General features: G+C 56.1%; 10 protein-coding genes. All 10 read left to right on the plus strand.

Going from position 1 to position 17,708, the window contains the following annotated elements; translation table 11 throughout:
- The first annotated feature begins 214 nt into the window (after positions 1-214).
- The 10 genes from AC27KL_RS07045 to AC27KL_RS07090 all read left to right on the plus strand — a co-directional run bounded on the left by AC27KL_RS07045 (position 215) and on the right by AC27KL_RS07090 (position 17,653).
- Positions 215-1,354 carry a GntR family transcriptional regulator gene (locus AC27KL_RS07045; protein WP_487169266.1) on the plus strand — a complete coding sequence of 380 codons (1,140 nt, stop codon included), beginning with the start codon at positions 215-217 and terminating at the stop codon, positions 1,352-1,354.
- A 485-nt stretch (positions 1,355-1,839) separates the two neighbouring features.
- Complete coding sequence (locus tag AC27KL_RS07050) at positions 1,840-3,252, plus strand: ABC transporter substrate-binding protein (protein ID WP_487169428.1); 1,413 nt, start codon at positions 1,840-1,842, stop codon at positions 3,250-3,252.
- A 90-nt stretch (positions 3,253-3,342) separates the two neighbouring features.
- A complete protein-coding gene (locus AC27KL_RS07055; protein ID WP_487169267.1) occupies positions 3,343-6,309 on the plus strand; it encodes an extracellular solute-binding protein in 2,967 nt (988 codons plus the stop codon).
- 68 nt (positions 6,310-6,377) lie between these two features.
- Positions 6,378-7,286, plus strand: coding sequence for a carbohydrate ABC transporter permease (locus tag AC27KL_RS07060; protein WP_246537002.1), 909 nt, complete (start codon positions 6,378-6,380; stop codon positions 7,284-7,286).
- Positions 7,287-7,289: 3 nt separating this feature from the next.
- A complete protein-coding gene (locus tag AC27KL_RS07065) occupies positions 7,290-8,162 on the plus strand; it encodes a carbohydrate ABC transporter permease (protein WP_052147278.1) in 873 nt (290 codons plus the stop codon).
- Positions 8,163-8,178: 16 nt separating this feature from the next.
- Positions 8,179-10,236, plus strand: coding sequence for a YIP1 family protein (locus AC27KL_RS07070; RefSeq protein ID WP_487169268.1), 2,058 nt, complete (start codon positions 8,179-8,181; stop codon positions 10,234-10,236).
- A gap of 12 nt (positions 10,237-10,248) precedes the next feature.
- On the plus strand, positions 10,249-12,852 hold the full coding sequence (locus tag AC27KL_RS07075) for a DUF5696 domain-containing protein (RefSeq protein ID WP_487169269.1): 2,604 nt from the start codon (positions 10,249-10,251) through the stop codon (positions 12,850-12,852).
- Between the two features lies 1 nt (position 12,853).
- Positions 12,854-13,750 carry a carbohydrate ABC transporter permease gene (locus AC27KL_RS07080; protein ID WP_036713845.1) on the plus strand — a complete coding sequence of 299 codons (897 nt, stop codon included), beginning with the start codon at positions 12,854-12,856 and terminating at the stop codon, positions 13,748-13,750.
- 15 nt (positions 13,751-13,765) lie between these two features.
- On the plus strand, positions 13,766-14,719 hold the full coding sequence (locus tag AC27KL_RS07085; RefSeq protein ID WP_052147280.1) for a carbohydrate ABC transporter permease: 954 nt from the start codon (positions 13,766-13,768) through the stop codon (positions 14,717-14,719).
- 114 nt (positions 14,720-14,833) lie between these two features.
- A complete protein-coding gene (locus AC27KL_RS07090) occupies positions 14,834-17,653 on the plus strand; it encodes an alpha-mannosidase (RefSeq protein ID WP_487169270.1) in 2,820 nt (939 codons plus the stop codon).
- The last annotated feature ends 55 nt before the right edge of the window (positions 17,654-17,708 follow it).

Below are 17,708 nucleotides of genomic sequence, written 5' to 3' on the forward strand. Positions count from 1 at the left end.
ATCAGAGGCGGGGAGCGGCCTGCAGCCGGCAAGTTGGGCTGGGGCCGCCCTTGTATAAACCGGAGAAAGAACATAGAAAGATGAACGCTTATGCTTTGGCTTACATACTGGATGTATCACATTAGGTATATAGTTTGCATATACAAACCTTAATTTGATATAATCAATCGAGGCATTATTATGTGAATAAAAGGACAGACTGGAAGTGAGTGGGATGCAGTCAAGCCAAAAACCGCTATACATGATCATCATGGAAGACTTGAAGGAAAAGATCCTTACCGGTCATTACAAAGAAGAAGAGCAGCTTCCGACCGAAGTGGAGCTGGCCGAGCAGTCCGGCGTCAGCCGGATCACGTCCAAACGAGCCTTGATCGAACTGGAACGCGAAGGCCTGATCTACCGCAAGCGCGGCAGCGGGAGCTACGTCAAGAAGCAGGAGCCGAAACACGCGTTCGAAGGCGGCGCTGCGTCCACGGCCGCTCCGATCATTTCCATGGTTTTGCCCTACATGGCGACAAGCGAGCTTGATTTCATTAAAGGCGCAACGGATTACCTGGATTCGAAAGGTTATTATTTGAGCATCCACAACAGCAACTGGAGCAGCGAACGCGAGCGCGAATTTCTGCTCCGGATTCCGAAAAACGGCTCGGCGGGCATCATCCTGTATCCGATGAGCACGAACAGCAACATCGATTTGCTGAACATGCTGTATTGGAACGACTATCCGCTCGTGATGATCGATCAGTACGCCGACAGCCTGCCGGTGACGAGCGTCGTCTCGGACAACGTCAAAGGCGGCTACATGACCGCAAAACATCTGCTTGAGCTGGGGCATGAACGAATTGCGTTCATATCCAGCATCAGCATCGATTTCCGCAGCACGGTCCGCGACCGGTATCAGGGTTACTGCAAAGCGCTGCGGGACCACGGGCTGCCGATCGACCCCGAGCTTGTGATCACCGACTTTTACCGCGAAGCCGACAAGGACGCGAATGCCTTCTACCCGAAACTCGTCGCCAAGGCGATGGAGCTTGGGGTGACGGCGATTCAGGCCGAACATGACCATTTGGCGGTAGAGCTGCTGCGCAGCGCCATTGGGCTAGGCATTGACGTGCCCGGGCAGCTGTCCATCGCCGGATTCGATAACCATATGATTTCGAGCCTGGTCGAAGTGCCGCTGACCACCGTCGCCCAGGACTACAGCGAAATCGGCCGCAAAGCGGCCGAGCTGATCGCCTCGCGGATCGAAGAGCGGGGCAGGCCCGGCGAGCGGGCGCTCGTGCCGGTGCGGCTGATCGAAAGGGCGTCCACCTCCGCGATCGCAACCCATGTTTCCGAACAGCAACAAACCTGAACTTCGCGGCGAAATTTTTGCCAATACCGTCTTAACCAGCGGGCTCCGGAACGATTTCCGGGGTCCGTTTTTTTGGGTCGATGTCGGGTTCATGACGTTCACGTTTGTCATTCTCCGATCCTATTTTTTGAGTGGCCTATTCGATTTTGAGTATAATTAATGTCATAAAATTAGAATATAAGATATATTCACTATTTACAAAATCTAGGCACCAGATTATAATAACTCGTGTAAGCGGTATAAAAGATATATCTAATATGATATATGACGCAGTTCGTTCTGACTTCCAAGGTTTCAGAATCGCTTTTGCATATCGCTTATTTTTTTGTGCAATTCATGTAAGCGCATTCTTTTTTGCGGGTTCCGCAAGCGTGCAAAGGGGTGATCCGGTTTTATTGCTTTGAAGTTTCATCGGTCTTTTCTTATTGGCGATTCAACAATTCTAATCCGAAACGGAAAAAATGGGGGATGAACGCGTGAAGAAGATGAAAGGACTTTCCATGCTGCTTGCAGTGCTGCTGTTCGTATTCGTGATTGCCGGCTGCTCGGGCGGCGGCAACACTGAAAGCGGTTCCAATGAGAGCAATAAAGCCGCGCAGCAGGAGCCTGCGCAGGAGACGGCCAAAGAGCCCGACAAAGACAAGCCGGCCGCGGCGGAAGAGCAAAAAATCGATCTTGGCGGGGACACGATCAAAATCGGCGTATGGTACGACGATGCCGATCCAAGATTGCTGAAGGAAAAAAGCCCTGCGGATGAAGAGCAAATCAAGCTCATCGAAGAAGTGGAAAAGAAATACAACACCAAAATCGAATTCGTCAAATTCGGCGACTACAACAAATACGTCGAAAACTTCACCACGACCTCCCTTTCGGGCGAGCCTTTTGCCGACATCGTGCTGCTGGAGCTGTTCTGGGCTTTCCCGACGCTCGCCAACAAGGATTTCATCCAACCGATCGACGACAAGCTGGATCTGAACGATCCGAAGTACATCGACTGGATGAAAAAAGGCGGCAGCTATAAAGGCAAGCAGTACGGCATGACCGACTCCTCTCCTTCGCCGTACGGCCTGTTTTACAACAAAACGCTCGTGAAAAAACTCGGTCTCGAAGATCCGTACGAACTCCAGCAAAAAGGCGAATGGACATGGGAAAAGTTCCGCGACTTCGCCAAAAAAGCGACGAAAGACACAAACGGCGACGGCAAAACGGATATTTTCGGCATCGCCGGCGCTTACGGCAAAACGAATTATTTCACGGAGCAGATGGTGTACTCCAACAAAGGCTCCGTCGATAAGGATGCCGAAGGCAACATCAAATTCTCCCTGAACAGCGAAAACGCGATCGAAGCGCTTCAATTCGTCGCCGACCTGTACAACAAGGACAAATCCATCATGCAGCCCGTTCCGGAAGACGCAAGCAAGGAATTCGTCGCCGGCAAAGGCGTCATGTACGGCGGCTTCAGCTGGGAGCTTGGCGGGCTTCTCGACAACATGAAAAACCAGGAGCTCGGATACGTCTTTTTCCCGAAAGGGCCAAAATCGGATAAATACGTTTCTTATACGCCGTTCGGCAACATGTTCATGGTCGCGAAATATTCCAAGCATGCCGACGTGGCCGCAAAAATCATGGATGAAATCAGCCTGCACGATGCGGGCAGAAAGCTTGCGCAGCAATCTTGGGAAAGCTCCTATCCGAACAAGGAATCACTGGATACGCGCAAACAAATGGCGGACAGCATCGATTACATTTCCTACTATGCCATTCCGGACGGCGGAACGCTGTTCGAAAGCGTCGTCAAAGATATCACGGCAGGCAAAATCTCTCCTTCTACCGCAGTCGACAAGGTGAAACCGCAGTTCGAAGCCAACATCAACAAGCTGCTTCAGGACAGCAAATAACCGCGCGGCAGATAACAGCTCTATAACGCATGCCCCTGTTTCCTTTGGAAGAAGAAAATGGGGGCATTGCTCAAGAGAAAGGGGGAGCCCATGCACAGACCGATAATGAAGGCAGCATCCGTCCTGCTTGCCGCAGCGATCACCGTAAGCCTGATCGCCGCCGCGCAAGGGCCGCTTTCCCGCGATGTTTCGGCTTCGGCCGCGCAAACGCCGGAAAGGCTGGACTTGAGCGGCATCAAGCCATCCGTGAAAGCGGGCGGATACGAAGCATATTTGTCCAAGCATCAACATGAGGCGCCTTCCGCCGAAGACGTCGTCATTGAAGCAGATGCATTCAGCAAGGCCGAAGGGATGCAGGTGTCCGTCCTGCAGGACTATGAAGGCGAACCGGGCAAGTCCATCCGTACGGCGGATGCCGGCACCGTAACTTGGCAGTTCGATGTGAAGCAGGCGGGGCTCTACAACATACGCCTGAAAATGTTCACGGAGCCGGGCAAAGACTCCGATATCGAGCGGGAGCTGGCCATCGACGGAGCCGTGCCGTTTTCGGAAGCCAAAAGCCTGGTGTTCAACCGGGTTTGGAAAAACGAAAAACAGGAGTTCGACCGGGATGCATCCGGCAACGATCTGACGCCGGGGCAAGTCGAAGAGCATGTGTGGCAGGAAATCACTTTAAAGGATAGCGCCGGCTCTTATGAAGAACCGTTTATGTTTTATTTTTCCGCAGGCAAGCACAGCTTGTCGCTGACTTCGATCAAAGAACCGATGGTGATCCGTCAAATTACGCTTTTGGCGCCTGCCGGCGCGAAGGCGTACGAAGAGGTCGCGTCCGAATACGAGCGGCAAGGGATTCAGCCGGCATCGGGCGTTTTCTTGAAAGTGCAGGCGGAAAAGGCGGCGTACAAATCTTCGCCGAGCCTGCTTCCGTACAACGACAGGTCCAATCCGGCCGTGGAGCCGTTCCATGTTTCGAAGCTGCGCAACAACGCCATGGGAGGTTACGGCTGGCGGCTGCCGGGGCAATGGATGGAATGGGAAATCGACGTGCCGCAGGACGGATTGTACCAAATTGCGATTAAACATCGGCAAAACTATCTGCGGGGCCTTTCCGTGCTTCGTTCGATTTACATAGACGGCCGGCTGCCGTTCAAGGAGATGCAAAACGTCGCTTTCCCGTACGGCAGCGCCTGGCAAACGAAAGTGGTCGGCCCCGGCGGGGGCGAACCCTATCTGTTCCATCTGTCGCAAGGAAAACACCGGATCCGGATGGAGGTGACCCTCGGGGACATCGCTCCGATCCTGCGTTCCGTGGAATCGAATATTTTGGAACTCAACGCGATGTACCGGAAAATCATCAGCTACACCGGCACCGTTCCAGATACGTTCCGCGATTACAACCTGGAGCAGCGCATTCCGGAGATGACGAAAGTATTCCGCGAATCCAGCGAGCAGCTCGAGTCGATCGCCAAAGCCATCGAAGGGCCGTCGGGGCAAAGCGACGAGCGGACCTCGATCATCCACACGGTTGCTTACCAGCTGAAAGACATGGCCGATAAGCCGGAAACCGTGCCTTCCCGCGTCGAAACGTTCAAAACGAACGTCGGTGCGCTCAGCTCCTGGATGCTGACGGTCAACGAGCAGCCGCTTGCGCTCGATTACCTGATCGTAAGCTCGCCGGGAAGCAAGCTGCCGGAAGCCCAGGCCGGGGCCTGGAAGAAGCTTGTCACGGGAGTCGACGCTTTTTTTGCTTCGTTTTACGAAGATTATGACGACATTTCAGGCGATACCGACGGCAAAAACAGCGTTTCCGTATGGGTGACCTCCGCTCGGGACCAGGCGCAGGTCATCAAACGCCTCGTCGAGGATCAATTCACGCCGCAGACGGGGATTCAGGTGAACCTGAAGCTGGTGGCGTCGGACGTGATCCTTCCTTCGACCGTCGCGGGCAAAGGGCCGGACATCGCCCTGCAGATCGGGAACGATCTTCCCGTCAACTATGCCAGCCGCAGCGCGCTCCAGGATTTGTCGGCTTTTCCGGATTTCGGCGAAGTCAAGGACAGATTTCAAGCAAGCGCTCTCGTTCCGTACGAATATAACGGTTCCTATTACGCGCTGCCGGAGCAGCAAACGTTCCCGATGCTTTTTTACCGCAAGGACATTATCGAGGACGAGCTGCATTTGAAGGTGCCGCAGACGTGGGACGACGTATACGAAATGCTGCCCGTGCTGCAAAAGCATAACCTGCAGTTCGGACTGCCGCAGAAGCCGCTCGATTCCTTCGGCAACGAGGTGTCGAACGCCAATATCGCCACGATGCCGCCGAACCCCGCTTTTGCGATGTTCCTGTTCCAGAACCAGGGGCGGTTTTACAAGGACGGCGGCATGGCCGTCGACCTCGATTCCGAGACGGGAATCCAAGAGTTCAAGCAATGGACGGATTTTTACGTCAATTATAAACTTCCGATTTCGGTCGATTTCGCCAACCGGTTCCGCACGGGGGAAATGCCGATCGGCATCGTGGACTACACGATGTACAACAAGCTGAGCGTGTTTGCGCCGGAAATCAAAGGGCTGTGGTCCTTCGCGCCGGTGCCGGGAACGCCCGGGACGGACGGCAAGCTCCACCGCGAGGTCGGCAGCAGCGGGTCGGCGACGGTGATGTTCAAAGGGGCCGACAATAAGGACGCCGCCTGGCAATTCATGAAATGGTGGACCAGCAAAGAAACGCAGATCGCCTACGGACGCCAAATGGAAATCCGCATGGGGGCTTCGGCCCGTTATCCGACGGCGAACAAGGAAGCCCTGGCTCAGCTCCCGTGGCCGACGCAGGATTTGCGCAAGCTGCAGGATCAGATGCAGTGGGTCAAAGGCATTCCGGAAGTGCCCGGCGGTTACTTGACCGGCCGCAACATCGACAATGCGTTCCGCCGCGTCGTCGTGCAGGGCGAAGATCCGCGCGAGACGATGGATAACTACGTCAGGGCGATGAACGAGGAAATTACGCTCAAACGCAAGGAATTTAATCTCCCTGTCCAAGAAACGAGGGACCTTCCATGAAACAGCAAATCGCCAAACGTCCCATCATGGCGGGAGCGAACGCGCCGGGACGCGGCAAGCCGGGGCGCATGCTCCGGAGCAAGGCCGTCCGGGTGTGGACGGAAATGAAAAAAAACAAGCACGCTTATGTGCTGATGGCGCCTTATTTCCTTATTTTTTGCACGTTTACCGTCATTCCGGTGCTGCTGTCTTTCGCTTTAAGCTTCACGAACTTTAATTTGCTGGAGCAGCCGCGGTGGATCGGGTGGCAAAATTACGCGAGATTGTTCGTCCAGGACGACATCTTCCTGATCGCCTTGAAAAACACGCTGCTGTTCGCGGCGATTACCGGACCGATCAGCTACATGGCCTGCTTCATTTTCGCCTGGCTCATCAACGAGCTGCCGCCCAAGCTGCGGGCGGTGCTTACGCTGGTGTTGTACGCCCCTTCCATCTCGGGCAATACTTATTTGATCTGGACGCTGCTGTTTGCGGGCGATTCCTACGGGTATGCCAACTCGTTTTTGATGAAATGGGGTTTCATCATGGAGCCGATCCAGTGGCTGCAGGATACGCGGTACGTGCTGACGATCCTTATTCTGGTTCAGCTATGGCTCAGTCTGGGGACGTCCTTCCTGGCGTTTATCGCCGGACTGCAAAACGTCGACCGGACGATGTACGAAGCAGGCAGCATCGACGGGATCCGCAACCGCTGGCAGGAGCTGTGGTTCATCACCCTTCCGGCGATGCGCCCGCAGCTGATGTTCGGCGCGGTCATTCAGATCGCTTCGGCGTTTTCGGTCGCGGAAATATCGATCTATCTGCTCGGCTTTCCGAGCGTGGATTATGCCGCGCATACGATCGTCACCCATTTGGTTGACTACGGCACGATCCGGTTCGAAATGGGGTACGCTTCGGCCATCGCGACCGTGTTGTTCACGATCATGCTGACCGTGAATCTCGTAACCCAGAAGCTTCTAGGAAAAGTGGGTGAGTAAAGCGTGAAATTGGTTTTGAAAATGCCGAAACGATTGAACAGGTCCTGGGGCGTCGATATTTTGCTGTTTTTGCTGCTGGGAGGCGTGGCGTGTTTTATGGCGCTTCCGCTCGTCTTTACGATCAGCAACGCGTTTAAGCCGATCGACGAAATTTTTACGTTTCCGCCCAAGCTGTTCGTGCGCAATCCGACCTTTAAAAACTTTACGGACCTGGTAGGGATCTTCAGCGACTCCTGGGTGCCGTTTTCCAGGTACGTATTTAATACGTTTTTTATCGCGATCGTGGGTACGGTCGGCCATGTCATTTTGGCCTCGGCGGCGGCGTATCCGCTGGCGAAAATCCGTTTCCCGGGCCGAAAGCTGCTTTTCAGCATCGTGGTGCTGTCGCTGATGTTTACCGCCTACGTCACCCAGGTGCCGAACTATATGATCATTTCGTACCTCGGCATGATCAATACGTATTGGGCGATATTGCTTCCGGCTTTCGGGATGACGCTCGGGCTGTATTTAATGAAGCAATTCATGGAGCAGATTCCGGACGCGCTGCTTGAAGCGGGGAAGATCGACGGAGCGAGCGAATACCGGATTTACTGGCAAATCGTCATGCCGATCGTGCGGCCCGCATGGCTGACGCTCATCATTTTTTCGCTGCAAAGCCTGTGGACGAACGGCTCCGTCACGAGCCATAAATTTATTTACAGCGAGCAGCTGAAGACGGTGGATTACGTATTCGGGCAAATCGCAAGCGGCGGCCTGGTCCGGACGGGACCGGTCGCGGCCGTGACGCTGCTGATGATGCTCGTGCCGATTACGGTGTTTATCGTCACCCAGAGCAGCATCATTCAAACGATGTCCACGTCGGGCTTGAAGGAATAACGGAGGGGGCTAACAGATGAAGAGATGGTTCGCTGCATTCATGATCGCGCTGCTCTTGGCCTCCGGCACCGAGGCGGCCCCGGCGTCGGCTAACGATGCTTACAACTACTCATATTGGGGAACGCCGGTCCCGGCCCCCGATCCCTACGCCTTGGAGCGGGTGGTATACGGAAACGAATGGAGCGCGGGCCCGTTGTCCGCGCCCCAGGATCTGTACGCCGGTCCCGGAGGCAAGCTGTACATCGCCGATACCGGCAACAATCGGATCGTCATTTTGGATCGGGATTTGCAGCTTGCGGGGGTCATTGGCGAATTCGAGCATGAGGGCAAAAAAGACGGCTTGAACCAGCCGCAAGGCGTTTTTGTCGACCCGGACGGGAACGTTTACGTTGCCGATACGGATAACCGCCGCATCGTCGAGTTTGACGGAAGCGGAAAAGCGAAAAGAATCATTGGGGAACCGAAGTCGACGCTTCTCCGGCAGGGGTTCCAGTATACGCCGACCAAGCTTGCCGTGGATCAGGCCGGGCGGCTGTACGTGATCAGCCAAGGCAGCTACGAAGGCATCATGGAATTCGAGTCGGACGGCACGTTTAGCGGCTTTATCGGCACCAATCGCGTCAAATTCAGCCCGGTGGATTTGTTCTGGAAACGGATATCCACGAAAGCGCAGCGCGAGCAGATGCAGCAGTTTATCCCGATCGAATTCAACAACTTGGACGTGGACGAGAACGGATTCATCTACACCTCGACCTCCGAGGAAAATTCCGACCAGCCGCTCAAGCGGCTGAATCCCTCCGGCACGGACATTTTGCGCAGCAAAGGGTATTTTCCGCCGAAAGGGGACGTCGGCAATCTCGAAGGGGGAAGCGTCACGGGCAGTTCGATTTTCGTCGACGTGACGCCGGACCGGGCCGGGATGTACAGCGCGCTGGATGCGAAGCGGGGCCGGGTGTTCACCTACGACAAGGACGGCAACCTGCTGTATGAATTCGGCGGCCTCGGCAGCCAGCAAAGCAATTTCCGGACGCCGGTGGCGATCGATCTGCTCGGCGACCGGATGGCCGTGCTCGATAAGGACAACAACCGGTTGTCAGTGTTTGCGCCGACCACCTACGGCAGCCTGATCCGCAGCGCGGTCGTGGCTTTGAGCGAAGGGCAGACGGATGCCTCCACCGCGGCCTGGAGACGGGTGCTCCAGCTCAACGCGAATTTCGACGTCGCTTATATCGGCATCGGCAAATCGCTGCTGAAGCAGGGCGACAACCGCGAAGCCATGAGCTACTTCAAGCTCGGCAACAGCCGCGAGTATTATTCCGAAGCTTTCAAGCGTTACCGCAAGGAGGTCGTCTTTGAGCATTTCGGCACGATCGTTCTTGTCATCGTGATGGCGATCGCCGTCATAGCCGCCGCCGTCAAGCTGGCGGGGCGCAAGGCCAAGGGGCAGTTTTATCGGGAATTCGGTATTATCCGGAATCCCTTCTACACGCTGCTTCATCCGTTTAACGGGTTCTGGGAAATGAAATACGAACGGAAGGGAAGGCTCAGCGTGGCGTTTGCCATTGTGGCGCTGCTTGTCGTGGCGATGATCGTCAAACGCCAGCTCGGCGGCTTTGTCATTAACTTTAACGATCCGGATCAATTGAGCACGCTGAACGAACTCAAATTCATCCTGCTTCCGTTCCTCCTTTGGTGCATCGCCAACTGGTCGCTGACGACGCTGATGGACGGGGAAGGGAAATTTACCGAAATCATGACCGCGACGGCGTATTCCCTGCTGCCGCTGGTGCTCATCTATTTTCCGCAGGTGCTGTACAGCAACGTCATTACGGCGGATGAGAGCTCGTTTTATTATTTGCTGGATACGATCGCGATGATTTGGTTCATTTGGCTGCTGTTTACCGGAACGATGACCGTGCACCAATATTCGGCAGGGAAAACGGTCGTCACGATGCTGCTGACCTTGGTCATGATGGGGATCATCATTTTCCTCGGCGTGCTTTTCTTCAGCATGCTTCAGCAAATGATCAATTTCGCAAGCTCCATCTATAGGGAAATTACATTCAGGCTGTAGGAGGGATGAAACGTGGGCATTCGCAAAAAACAAGCGGCAGGCTTCCTGTGCGTTTTGCTCCTGACGGCGGCGGTTTGGGGCGCCGCGGACAGCGTGCCGCCGCGCAAAGAGGCGGAAGCTTCCGGAGCTCCAACCTCCGAAACGGCGGCATCGAAATCCGCAGCGTCGCAAACGGATCCGGCCGGTCACAGCGCCATGCCGGCGCTTACGCGCCATGCGCAGGCCGCTCCAAACACGCCGCAAGAGCTTGCAGCGCTGGAAACGATGGAGGTCGCGGCGGAAAATGAGCGGCTGAAGCTGTTCGTCAACCGGGAGACGGCGGAAATCGCCGTGCAGGAGAAGGACAACGGATACGTATGGTTTTCCAATCCGCCCGGGCGAAACGAAGACCCGAAAGCGTCTCCGCTGTACAAATCCGAGCTGTCCGCGCAGGTGCTGCTTACGTATTACAACGACAAAGGCCAGGTCAATGCCTTCAACAGCTTTGACGACAGCGTGGCCAAACAGCAGTTCAAGCTGACGCAGGTCGAAAACGGAATCCGGGTGGACTACCGGATCGGGAACGTGAAGCAATCCTTCCCGAACATTCCGAAGGTGATCGGCAAAGAGCGTTTCGAGCAGGACATCCTCGCCAACATCCAGGACCCGGACCAGCGGGACGACATCAAATACAAATTCCGCTTCGACGAAAAAAAGCAGGTATACGAAGTGCGGAAACTGCAGGATTACGTAGCCGAGGAAGTGTCCGCCGTATTGGAGGCGGCGGGCTATACGGCGGAGGATGCCGCTGCCGACAACCAGGCCAACGGAGCAGGCGGCGAGGCGGCATCCGAAGAGCCGGAATTTGCCGTCCCGGTCGTTTATGCGCTTGACGGGGACAGCCTGGTCGTATCGGTTCCGGCAAAGGAGCTGAAGGCCAACAAGTCGTTTCCGATCGCCTCGCTTCAGCTGTTGAAATTTTTCGGCGCGGCGGATACCGGAAAACAAGGATATATTTTTGTGCCCGACGGCTCCGGCGCACTCATCCATCTCAACAATCAAAAGCTTCATGCCGAAGGGTATGACCTGCCGATCTACGGGAATGACGGGGCATTCGACGTGAAGGAGAAAATCCAGACGAACGAAGCGTCCCGCCTGCCGGTGTTCGGATTAAAGCAGAACGACCATGCGCTCGTCGGCATCATCGAGGACGGGGAAGCGGGAGCCAGCGTTGCGGCCGACATCAGCGGGCGCAACGACTCCTACAATACGGTCGGCGCCAAATTCCAGGTCACGGCGATGGACTATTACACGCTGTCGTCCGGCACGAAAACGAGTGCGGTGCCGATGTTCCAAACAGGCAAATATGAGGGGAACCTGCAAGTCCGGTATGCGTTTTTGTCCGGCGATGACGCCGATTATACAGGGATGGCCGCAGCTTACCGCACATACTTGGAAGGCAAATACGGCTTGAAGCCGCTGCAGGCTTCGTCCGGCAGCCCGTTCGTGCTCGAGCTTGAAGGCGCGTTCCGCAAACAGAAATCGATGCTCGGCATTCCTTACCGGTCGACCGAAACGTTAACGACCTTTGAGGAAGCGCAAACGATCGTCGGCGAGCTGAAGGCTGCCGGGGTCGAAAACATCGACCTGCGGTTCGTGGGCTGGTTCAACGGCGGCATTCGCCATGGTTCGCCGGACGACGTTGAGGTGACCGGGGCTTTGGGCGGCAAAAAGGGATTGCTGAAGCTCTCGGAAGATATGAAGCAAAACGGATTCCGGTTTTACCCGGACGCCGCGTTCGTGGAAAAATACAAAGGCGGTAAAGGCGCGGCTACGCTCCTCGACCGCAGCAAAGCGGAGGTATTCGCTTATAATCCGGTGACGCATGCGAAGGATGCGAGCAAATTTTCGCACTATCTTCTGTCGCCGCGTCAGCTGCCCAAGCAGGTGGACGGATTTTTGGCCGATTATGCCAAGCTGGGAGTTCCCGGGCTGTCGCTGCGGGATTTGGGCCGCGAGGTCCATTCCGATTTCGACCCGGCGCATCCCGTGAGCAGGCAGGATTCGCTCAAAGCATCGGTGCAAGCCATGGAGCTTCTCAAAAATAAGACGGGCTCGCTGATGGTCGAAGGCGGCAACGCCTACAGCCTGCCGTATGCCGACGTGATCGTCGATGCGCCGGAACGCAGCAGCAGGCTTAACATTACCGACGAAGAGATTCCTTTTTTCCAGATCGCGCTCCACGGCTATTTCGATATTGCCGGAGCCCCATACAACATGGGCGGGCTGCAAAATCCGCGCCTGTCCATGCTGAAGTCGCTGGAAACCGGCTCGGCCGTCTATTACCAATGGTTCGCAAGCGACGCGTCCAAGGTGAAGGATACGGACTATAACCACTTGTACGCGCTGAACTACAAGGATTGGATCGGCGAGGCGGCGGAATTGTACAAGGAGTCGAACCAGGTGCTTGCGAAAGTGCGGAATCAGGTCATTACGGCCCATAGCACCCTGGCTCCGGGCGTCGTCAGAACGACGTACGCAAACGGCCTAACCGTAACCATCAATTACAATCGGGCGGCGGTGGCCGTGGACGGCCTGCAGCTTCAGCCGCAGAGCTATCACGTAGGCGGTGAATAACATGTTCAGAAAATCGTTAACTTTGTCCCAGAAAAAGCAGCTGTACGGCCTGCTGTTCGTCACGCCGCTTATTTTGGGGCTCGTCATCCTGTTCCTGCTGCCGCTGATCCAGTCCTTCCGGTTCAGCCTCAGCACCATTCGGCTCGTTGAAGGCGGCTTTGCCGTCGATTACAAAGGATGGTCCAACTACGGCAGCCTGTTTACGACCAACCCGGATTATCCGCGCAAACTGACCGAATCGGTCGTCAACATGGTCGTCAACGTGCCGATCATCATCATTTTCAGCCTGTTCGCCGCGGTGCTGCTCAACCAGAAGTTCCGGGGGAGGGCGCTTGCGCGCGCGATATTTTTCCTGCCGGTCATTTTGGCGTCCGCGGCGATCGCCAACCTGGACATCAGCAGCTTTGTCGGGGGTTCGACCCTGTCCGGAAGCAGCGGCGAAAGCGGCGGCGGGATGCTGCAAAGCTTCGAGCTCAAAAAAATGCTGACCGAATCCGGGCTTGCGCCGGTGTTCGTCGATTACATTACGGGCGCGGTGGACCGCATATACGAAATCATCAGCTCGTCCGGGGTGCAAATCCTGATTTTTCTTGCCGGGCTGCAGTCGATTTCGCCGGCCTTGTACGAGGCGTCGCGGATCGAAGGGGCGACGGGCTACGAAATTTTCTGGAAGGTGACGTTTCCGATGATGACGCCGCTCATCCTGACGAACACGGTGTATTCGATCATCGATTCTTTCAGCCGGAATTCGATCAATTCCCTCATTTCCGAAACGGCGTTCAAATCGTTCGAGTTTGGCCAAAGCGCGGCGATGTCCTGGGTGTATTTCGCGGTCGTGACGGCGATCCTGGGCATTTCGACGGCCATCATTTCCCGAAAGGTATTCTACTATGACTGATAGGAGGAGAAGGCCATGAAATCGCCCGCCGCATACGCGGATATCATCCAGTACCGATTCAATCCCCTGGAAAAATCCAAGCTTTGGCTGTGGAAAGCCGTCCGCACCGTCATGATCGTCGGCTTTTGCTTCATTATTTTGTTTCCGCTGTTTTTGCGGCTCTCGGTAGCCTTTCGCAGCAAAGCCGACATTTACGATCCGACCGTGCTTTGGATTCCGCGGCATTTTACGCTCGACAACATCAAAATCGCGATGGAGGCGACCCAATATTTCCCGGCCCTCCTGAACACGTTCCTGATATCGGCCGGAACGACGATCGTCCAGCTGGCTTCGTGCGCGCTTGCGGCTTATGCCTTTGCAAGGCTGAAGTTCCGGGGCAGCGGCCTGCTGTTCGGCCTCGTCATTTTCACGATCGTGGTGCCGCCGCAAACCATCATGATTCCGCTGTACCTGACGTACCGTTATTTCGATTTGTTCGGTTTGATCAAGCTGTTTACGGGCAAATCCAGCCTGAACCTGATCGATACCTTCTGGCCGTTCCTGATTTCCTCCGCGACCGCGATGGGGCTGAAAAACGGCTTGTACATTTATATTTTCCGCCAGTTTTTCCGCGGGATTCCGAAAGAAATCGAGGAGTCGGCGTTCGTCGACGGCGCGGGCGTGCTGAGAACCTTTTACCGGATCATGCTGCCGAACGCCGTGCCGGCCATCATTACCGTCGTTTTGTTTTCGTTCGTCTGGCAGTGGAATGACAGCTATTACGTGTCGCTTTTCCTGAGCAAGGTCAAAGTGCTTTCCACGCAGCTGATGGATATGGGGTCGGCGCTTGGCAAGGAGCCGGATCTGGTCTATCAGTCGATGCTCCTGAACACGGGCGTGCTGCTCCTGACCGCGCCGCTGATCATTTTATACCTGTTCGTGCAGCGGTATTTCGTGGAAAGCGTGGAACGGACGGGGATCGTCGGTTAAACCGGCACATACGATAGCCTGTTTCATGCATGCGGCCTGCGCATCGCCGATCGAGGGGCGTTGGCGGGCCTGTCATGCGGCATTAGAAAAAATCTTAGAATGGAGAGCGGAATATTGGCACAATCAAAGACGGTACATATCGTTTCGCACACGCATTGGGACAGGGAATGGTATCTGCCTTATGAAAAACATCATGTGCGCCTGGTCAAGCTGATGGACGAGCTGCTGGCCATCCTGGAAAAGGATCCGGGTTTCAAAAGCTTTCATCTCGACGGGCAAACGATCATGCTGGACGATTATGTGCAGATCCGCCCGGAAAAGCGGGAGCTTCTCGAGAAATACGTACGCGAAGGCCGCATCCATATCGGCCCGTGGTATGTTTTGCAGGACGAGTTTCTGACCAGCAGCGAAGCCAACGTGCGTAATCTGCTATACGGTCACCGGGATGCGGCCCGTTACGGCGCGATAAGCAAAACCGGGTATTTCCCCGACTCCTTCGGCAATATGGGGCAGGCGCCGCAGCTGCTGCGCCAGGCCGGCATCGGGAACGCCTTTTTCGGACGGGGCGTCAAGCCGACGGGGTTCAACAACGAAGTCAGCGAGGCGGCGGCGTACGAATCGCCGTATTCGGAAATGATCTGGGAAGCTCCCGACGGTTCGCGCGTGCTTGGCATTTTGTTCGCCAATTGGTACAGCAACGGCAACGAAATGCCCGTGGAACCCGGGGAAGCGGCGGCCTATTGGGAGCAAAAGCTGCAGGATGCGGAAAAGTACGCTTCAACGCCGCATCTGCTGATGATGAACGGATGCGACCACCAGCCGGTGCAGCAGACGGCCGCCGCGGCGATCCAAACGGCGCAAGCCCTGTTTCCGGAACATCGTTTCGTCCATTCCAACTTGGCGGATTACGCCAAGGCCGTATCCGAAAACGTGCCGGAGCATCTGTCGGTCGTCCGCGGCGAACTTCGCAGCCAACATACGGACGGCTGGTCGACCTTGGTCAACACCGCGTCATCGAGAATATACCTGAAGCAAATGAACAACCTGGGACAAACGCTGCTGGAAAAAACGGCCGAGCCGCTCGCCGTTTTCGCCCATTTGAGCGGGAAAGCGCCGTATCCGCATCACCTGTTCGAATATGCCTGGAAAACGCTGATGCAAAACCATCCCCATGACAGCATTTGCGGCTGCAGCGTGGACGAAGTGCATGACGAGATGGTGGCCCGGTTCGCCAAAAGCAGGCACGTGGCCGAAGCGATCGTCAGCGACAGCCTGGACGCGCTTGCGGATGAGATCGATACGAGCCGGTTCGGCCGGTTCCTTCGGGAAGGGGAAACCGCACATCCGCTGGCGGTATGGAATACGACCGGCTGGAAACGTTCCGGCGTGGCGACGGCGGAGCTTGAGATCGAGCGGATCTATTTCCGGAGCGGCATCGGTTTTGCCGAAATGAAAAAAACGCTGAAGACGCTGCCGATCGGCCAGTTGCGCATGATCGATCCGGACGGGGAAGAGGTGCCGTTTGCCTATGAGGACCTCGGCATCGGGTTTGGCTACGACCTGCCGGATGACCGCTTCCGCCAGCCTTATTTCGCAAGGAAAATCCGGGTACGCTTCGAAGCGGGGCGCGTGCCGGGGCTCGGGCATAAAACGTTTGCCGTCGTCCGCGGAAAGCAAGGAGGCGCAGGCATCGCAGGCCGAACCGCCGCCGGTATCGCATCGGCCAACGCTCCGGCAGGAAACGATGCGCCCCGTCCATCGCTGGTGACCGGACCTAACCGCATGGAGAACGAATATTTGGCGGTGACGATCGAACACGACGGTTCCCTGACCGTCATGGACAAGGCAACCGGCCGGATGCTGCGGGACCTGTGCATCTATGAGGACACCGGCGATATCGGCAACGAATATATGTACAAGCAGCCTGACGGCGATCTGCCGATCACGACGAAGGGCCTGGCCGCCGACGTCACGTTGGCCGAAGACGAGCCGTACCGGGCTTCCTTCGATATTGCGCATACGCTTCGCATTCCCGTTTCCGCGGACGACACGCTCGGGGAGGAGCAGAGGGAGCTGGTTTGGTTCACGGGACGAAGGGCGGGCCGTTCTTCCGTCATGACGGATCTGCGCATCTACACCCGGATCACGCTCGAACGCGAAGGCCAAGGCATCCTTGTCGAGTCCGCGTTCGACAACCAAGCGGAAGACCATCGGCTTCGGATGCTGTTCAAACCGGGCATCGTCGCCCATACGCACAAGGCGGATTCGATCTTCGAAGCCGCGGAAAGAAACAACGTCCCGGCCGCGGAATGGAAAAACCCGAGCAACTGCCATCATCAACAGGCCTTCGTATCGATCCGGGACGAACGGCAGGGCCTCCTGATCGCCAACCAGGGGCTGCCGGAATACGAAATCGTGCAGGAGGAATCGACGGCGGGAATGGCGGTAACGCTGCTGCGGGCGGTGGGGGAAATGGGAGACTGGGGCCATTTTCCGACGCCGGGGGCGCAGTGCAAAGGAAAACATACGGCGCGCCTGATGATCGTCCCTTTTTCGCCGGAAGAATCCGGTCAAGGAAAAGGAGGTTTGGACGAGGAGGGCGCCATGGTTCTGGCGCATCAATTCCAGGTGCCGTGGCTGGCGCAGCAAACGGGGATGCATGGGGTCCGCCTTCCGGCCGTTCATTCTTATCTGTCCTGGGAAGGGAAGGGGCTCCTGTTCTCGGCGCTGAAAATGTCCCCGGAGGATGCCGTTGTGGCTCGGTGGTTCAATACCGAAAAAGACCCGCGGCTTCTGCGCATCGAACCTTCCTTTGCCGTTCAAGAGGCAAGGGAGAGCAACATTATGGAGGAGCCGCTGGAACGGGTGGATCTCATGGAGATCGCCGCAGGCCCCGCGGAAATCAAAACGGTTTTGCTTCAGCCCAAGAGATAAATGCTTGCAGCCGCTGCAGGGACGCTCGCGTCTTCTGCGGCGGTTTTTTTATGCT

Source organism: Paenibacillus sp. YAE3 (assembly GCF_057546105.1).

Coding starts and splice junctions, on each gene's coding strand:
- AC27KL_RS07060 (WP_246537002.1), top strand. CDS start 6,378: ATGCTCCGGAGCAAGGCCGTCCGGGTGTGGACGGAAATGAAAAAAAAC.
- AC27KL_RS07055 (WP_487169267.1), top strand. CDS start 3,343: ATGCACAGACCGATAATGAAGGCAGCATCCGTCCTGCTTGCCGCAGCG.
- AC27KL_RS07050 (WP_487169428.1), top strand. CDS start 1,840: ATGAAAGGACTTTCCATGCTGCTTGCAGTGCTGCTGTTCGTATTCGTG.
- AC27KL_RS07045 (WP_487169266.1), top strand. CDS start 215: ATGCAGTCAAGCCAAAAACCGCTATACATGATCATCATGGAAGACTTG.
- AC27KL_RS07085 (WP_052147280.1), top strand. CDS start 13,766: ATGAAATCGCCCGCCGCATACGCGGATATCATCCAGTACCGATTCAAT.
- AC27KL_RS07080 (WP_036713845.1), top strand. CDS start 12,854: ATGTTCAGAAAATCGTTAACTTTGTCCCAGAAAAAGCAGCTGTACGGC.
- AC27KL_RS07070 (WP_487169268.1), top strand. CDS start 8,179: ATGAAGAGATGGTTCGCTGCATTCATGATCGCGCTGCTCTTGGCCTCC.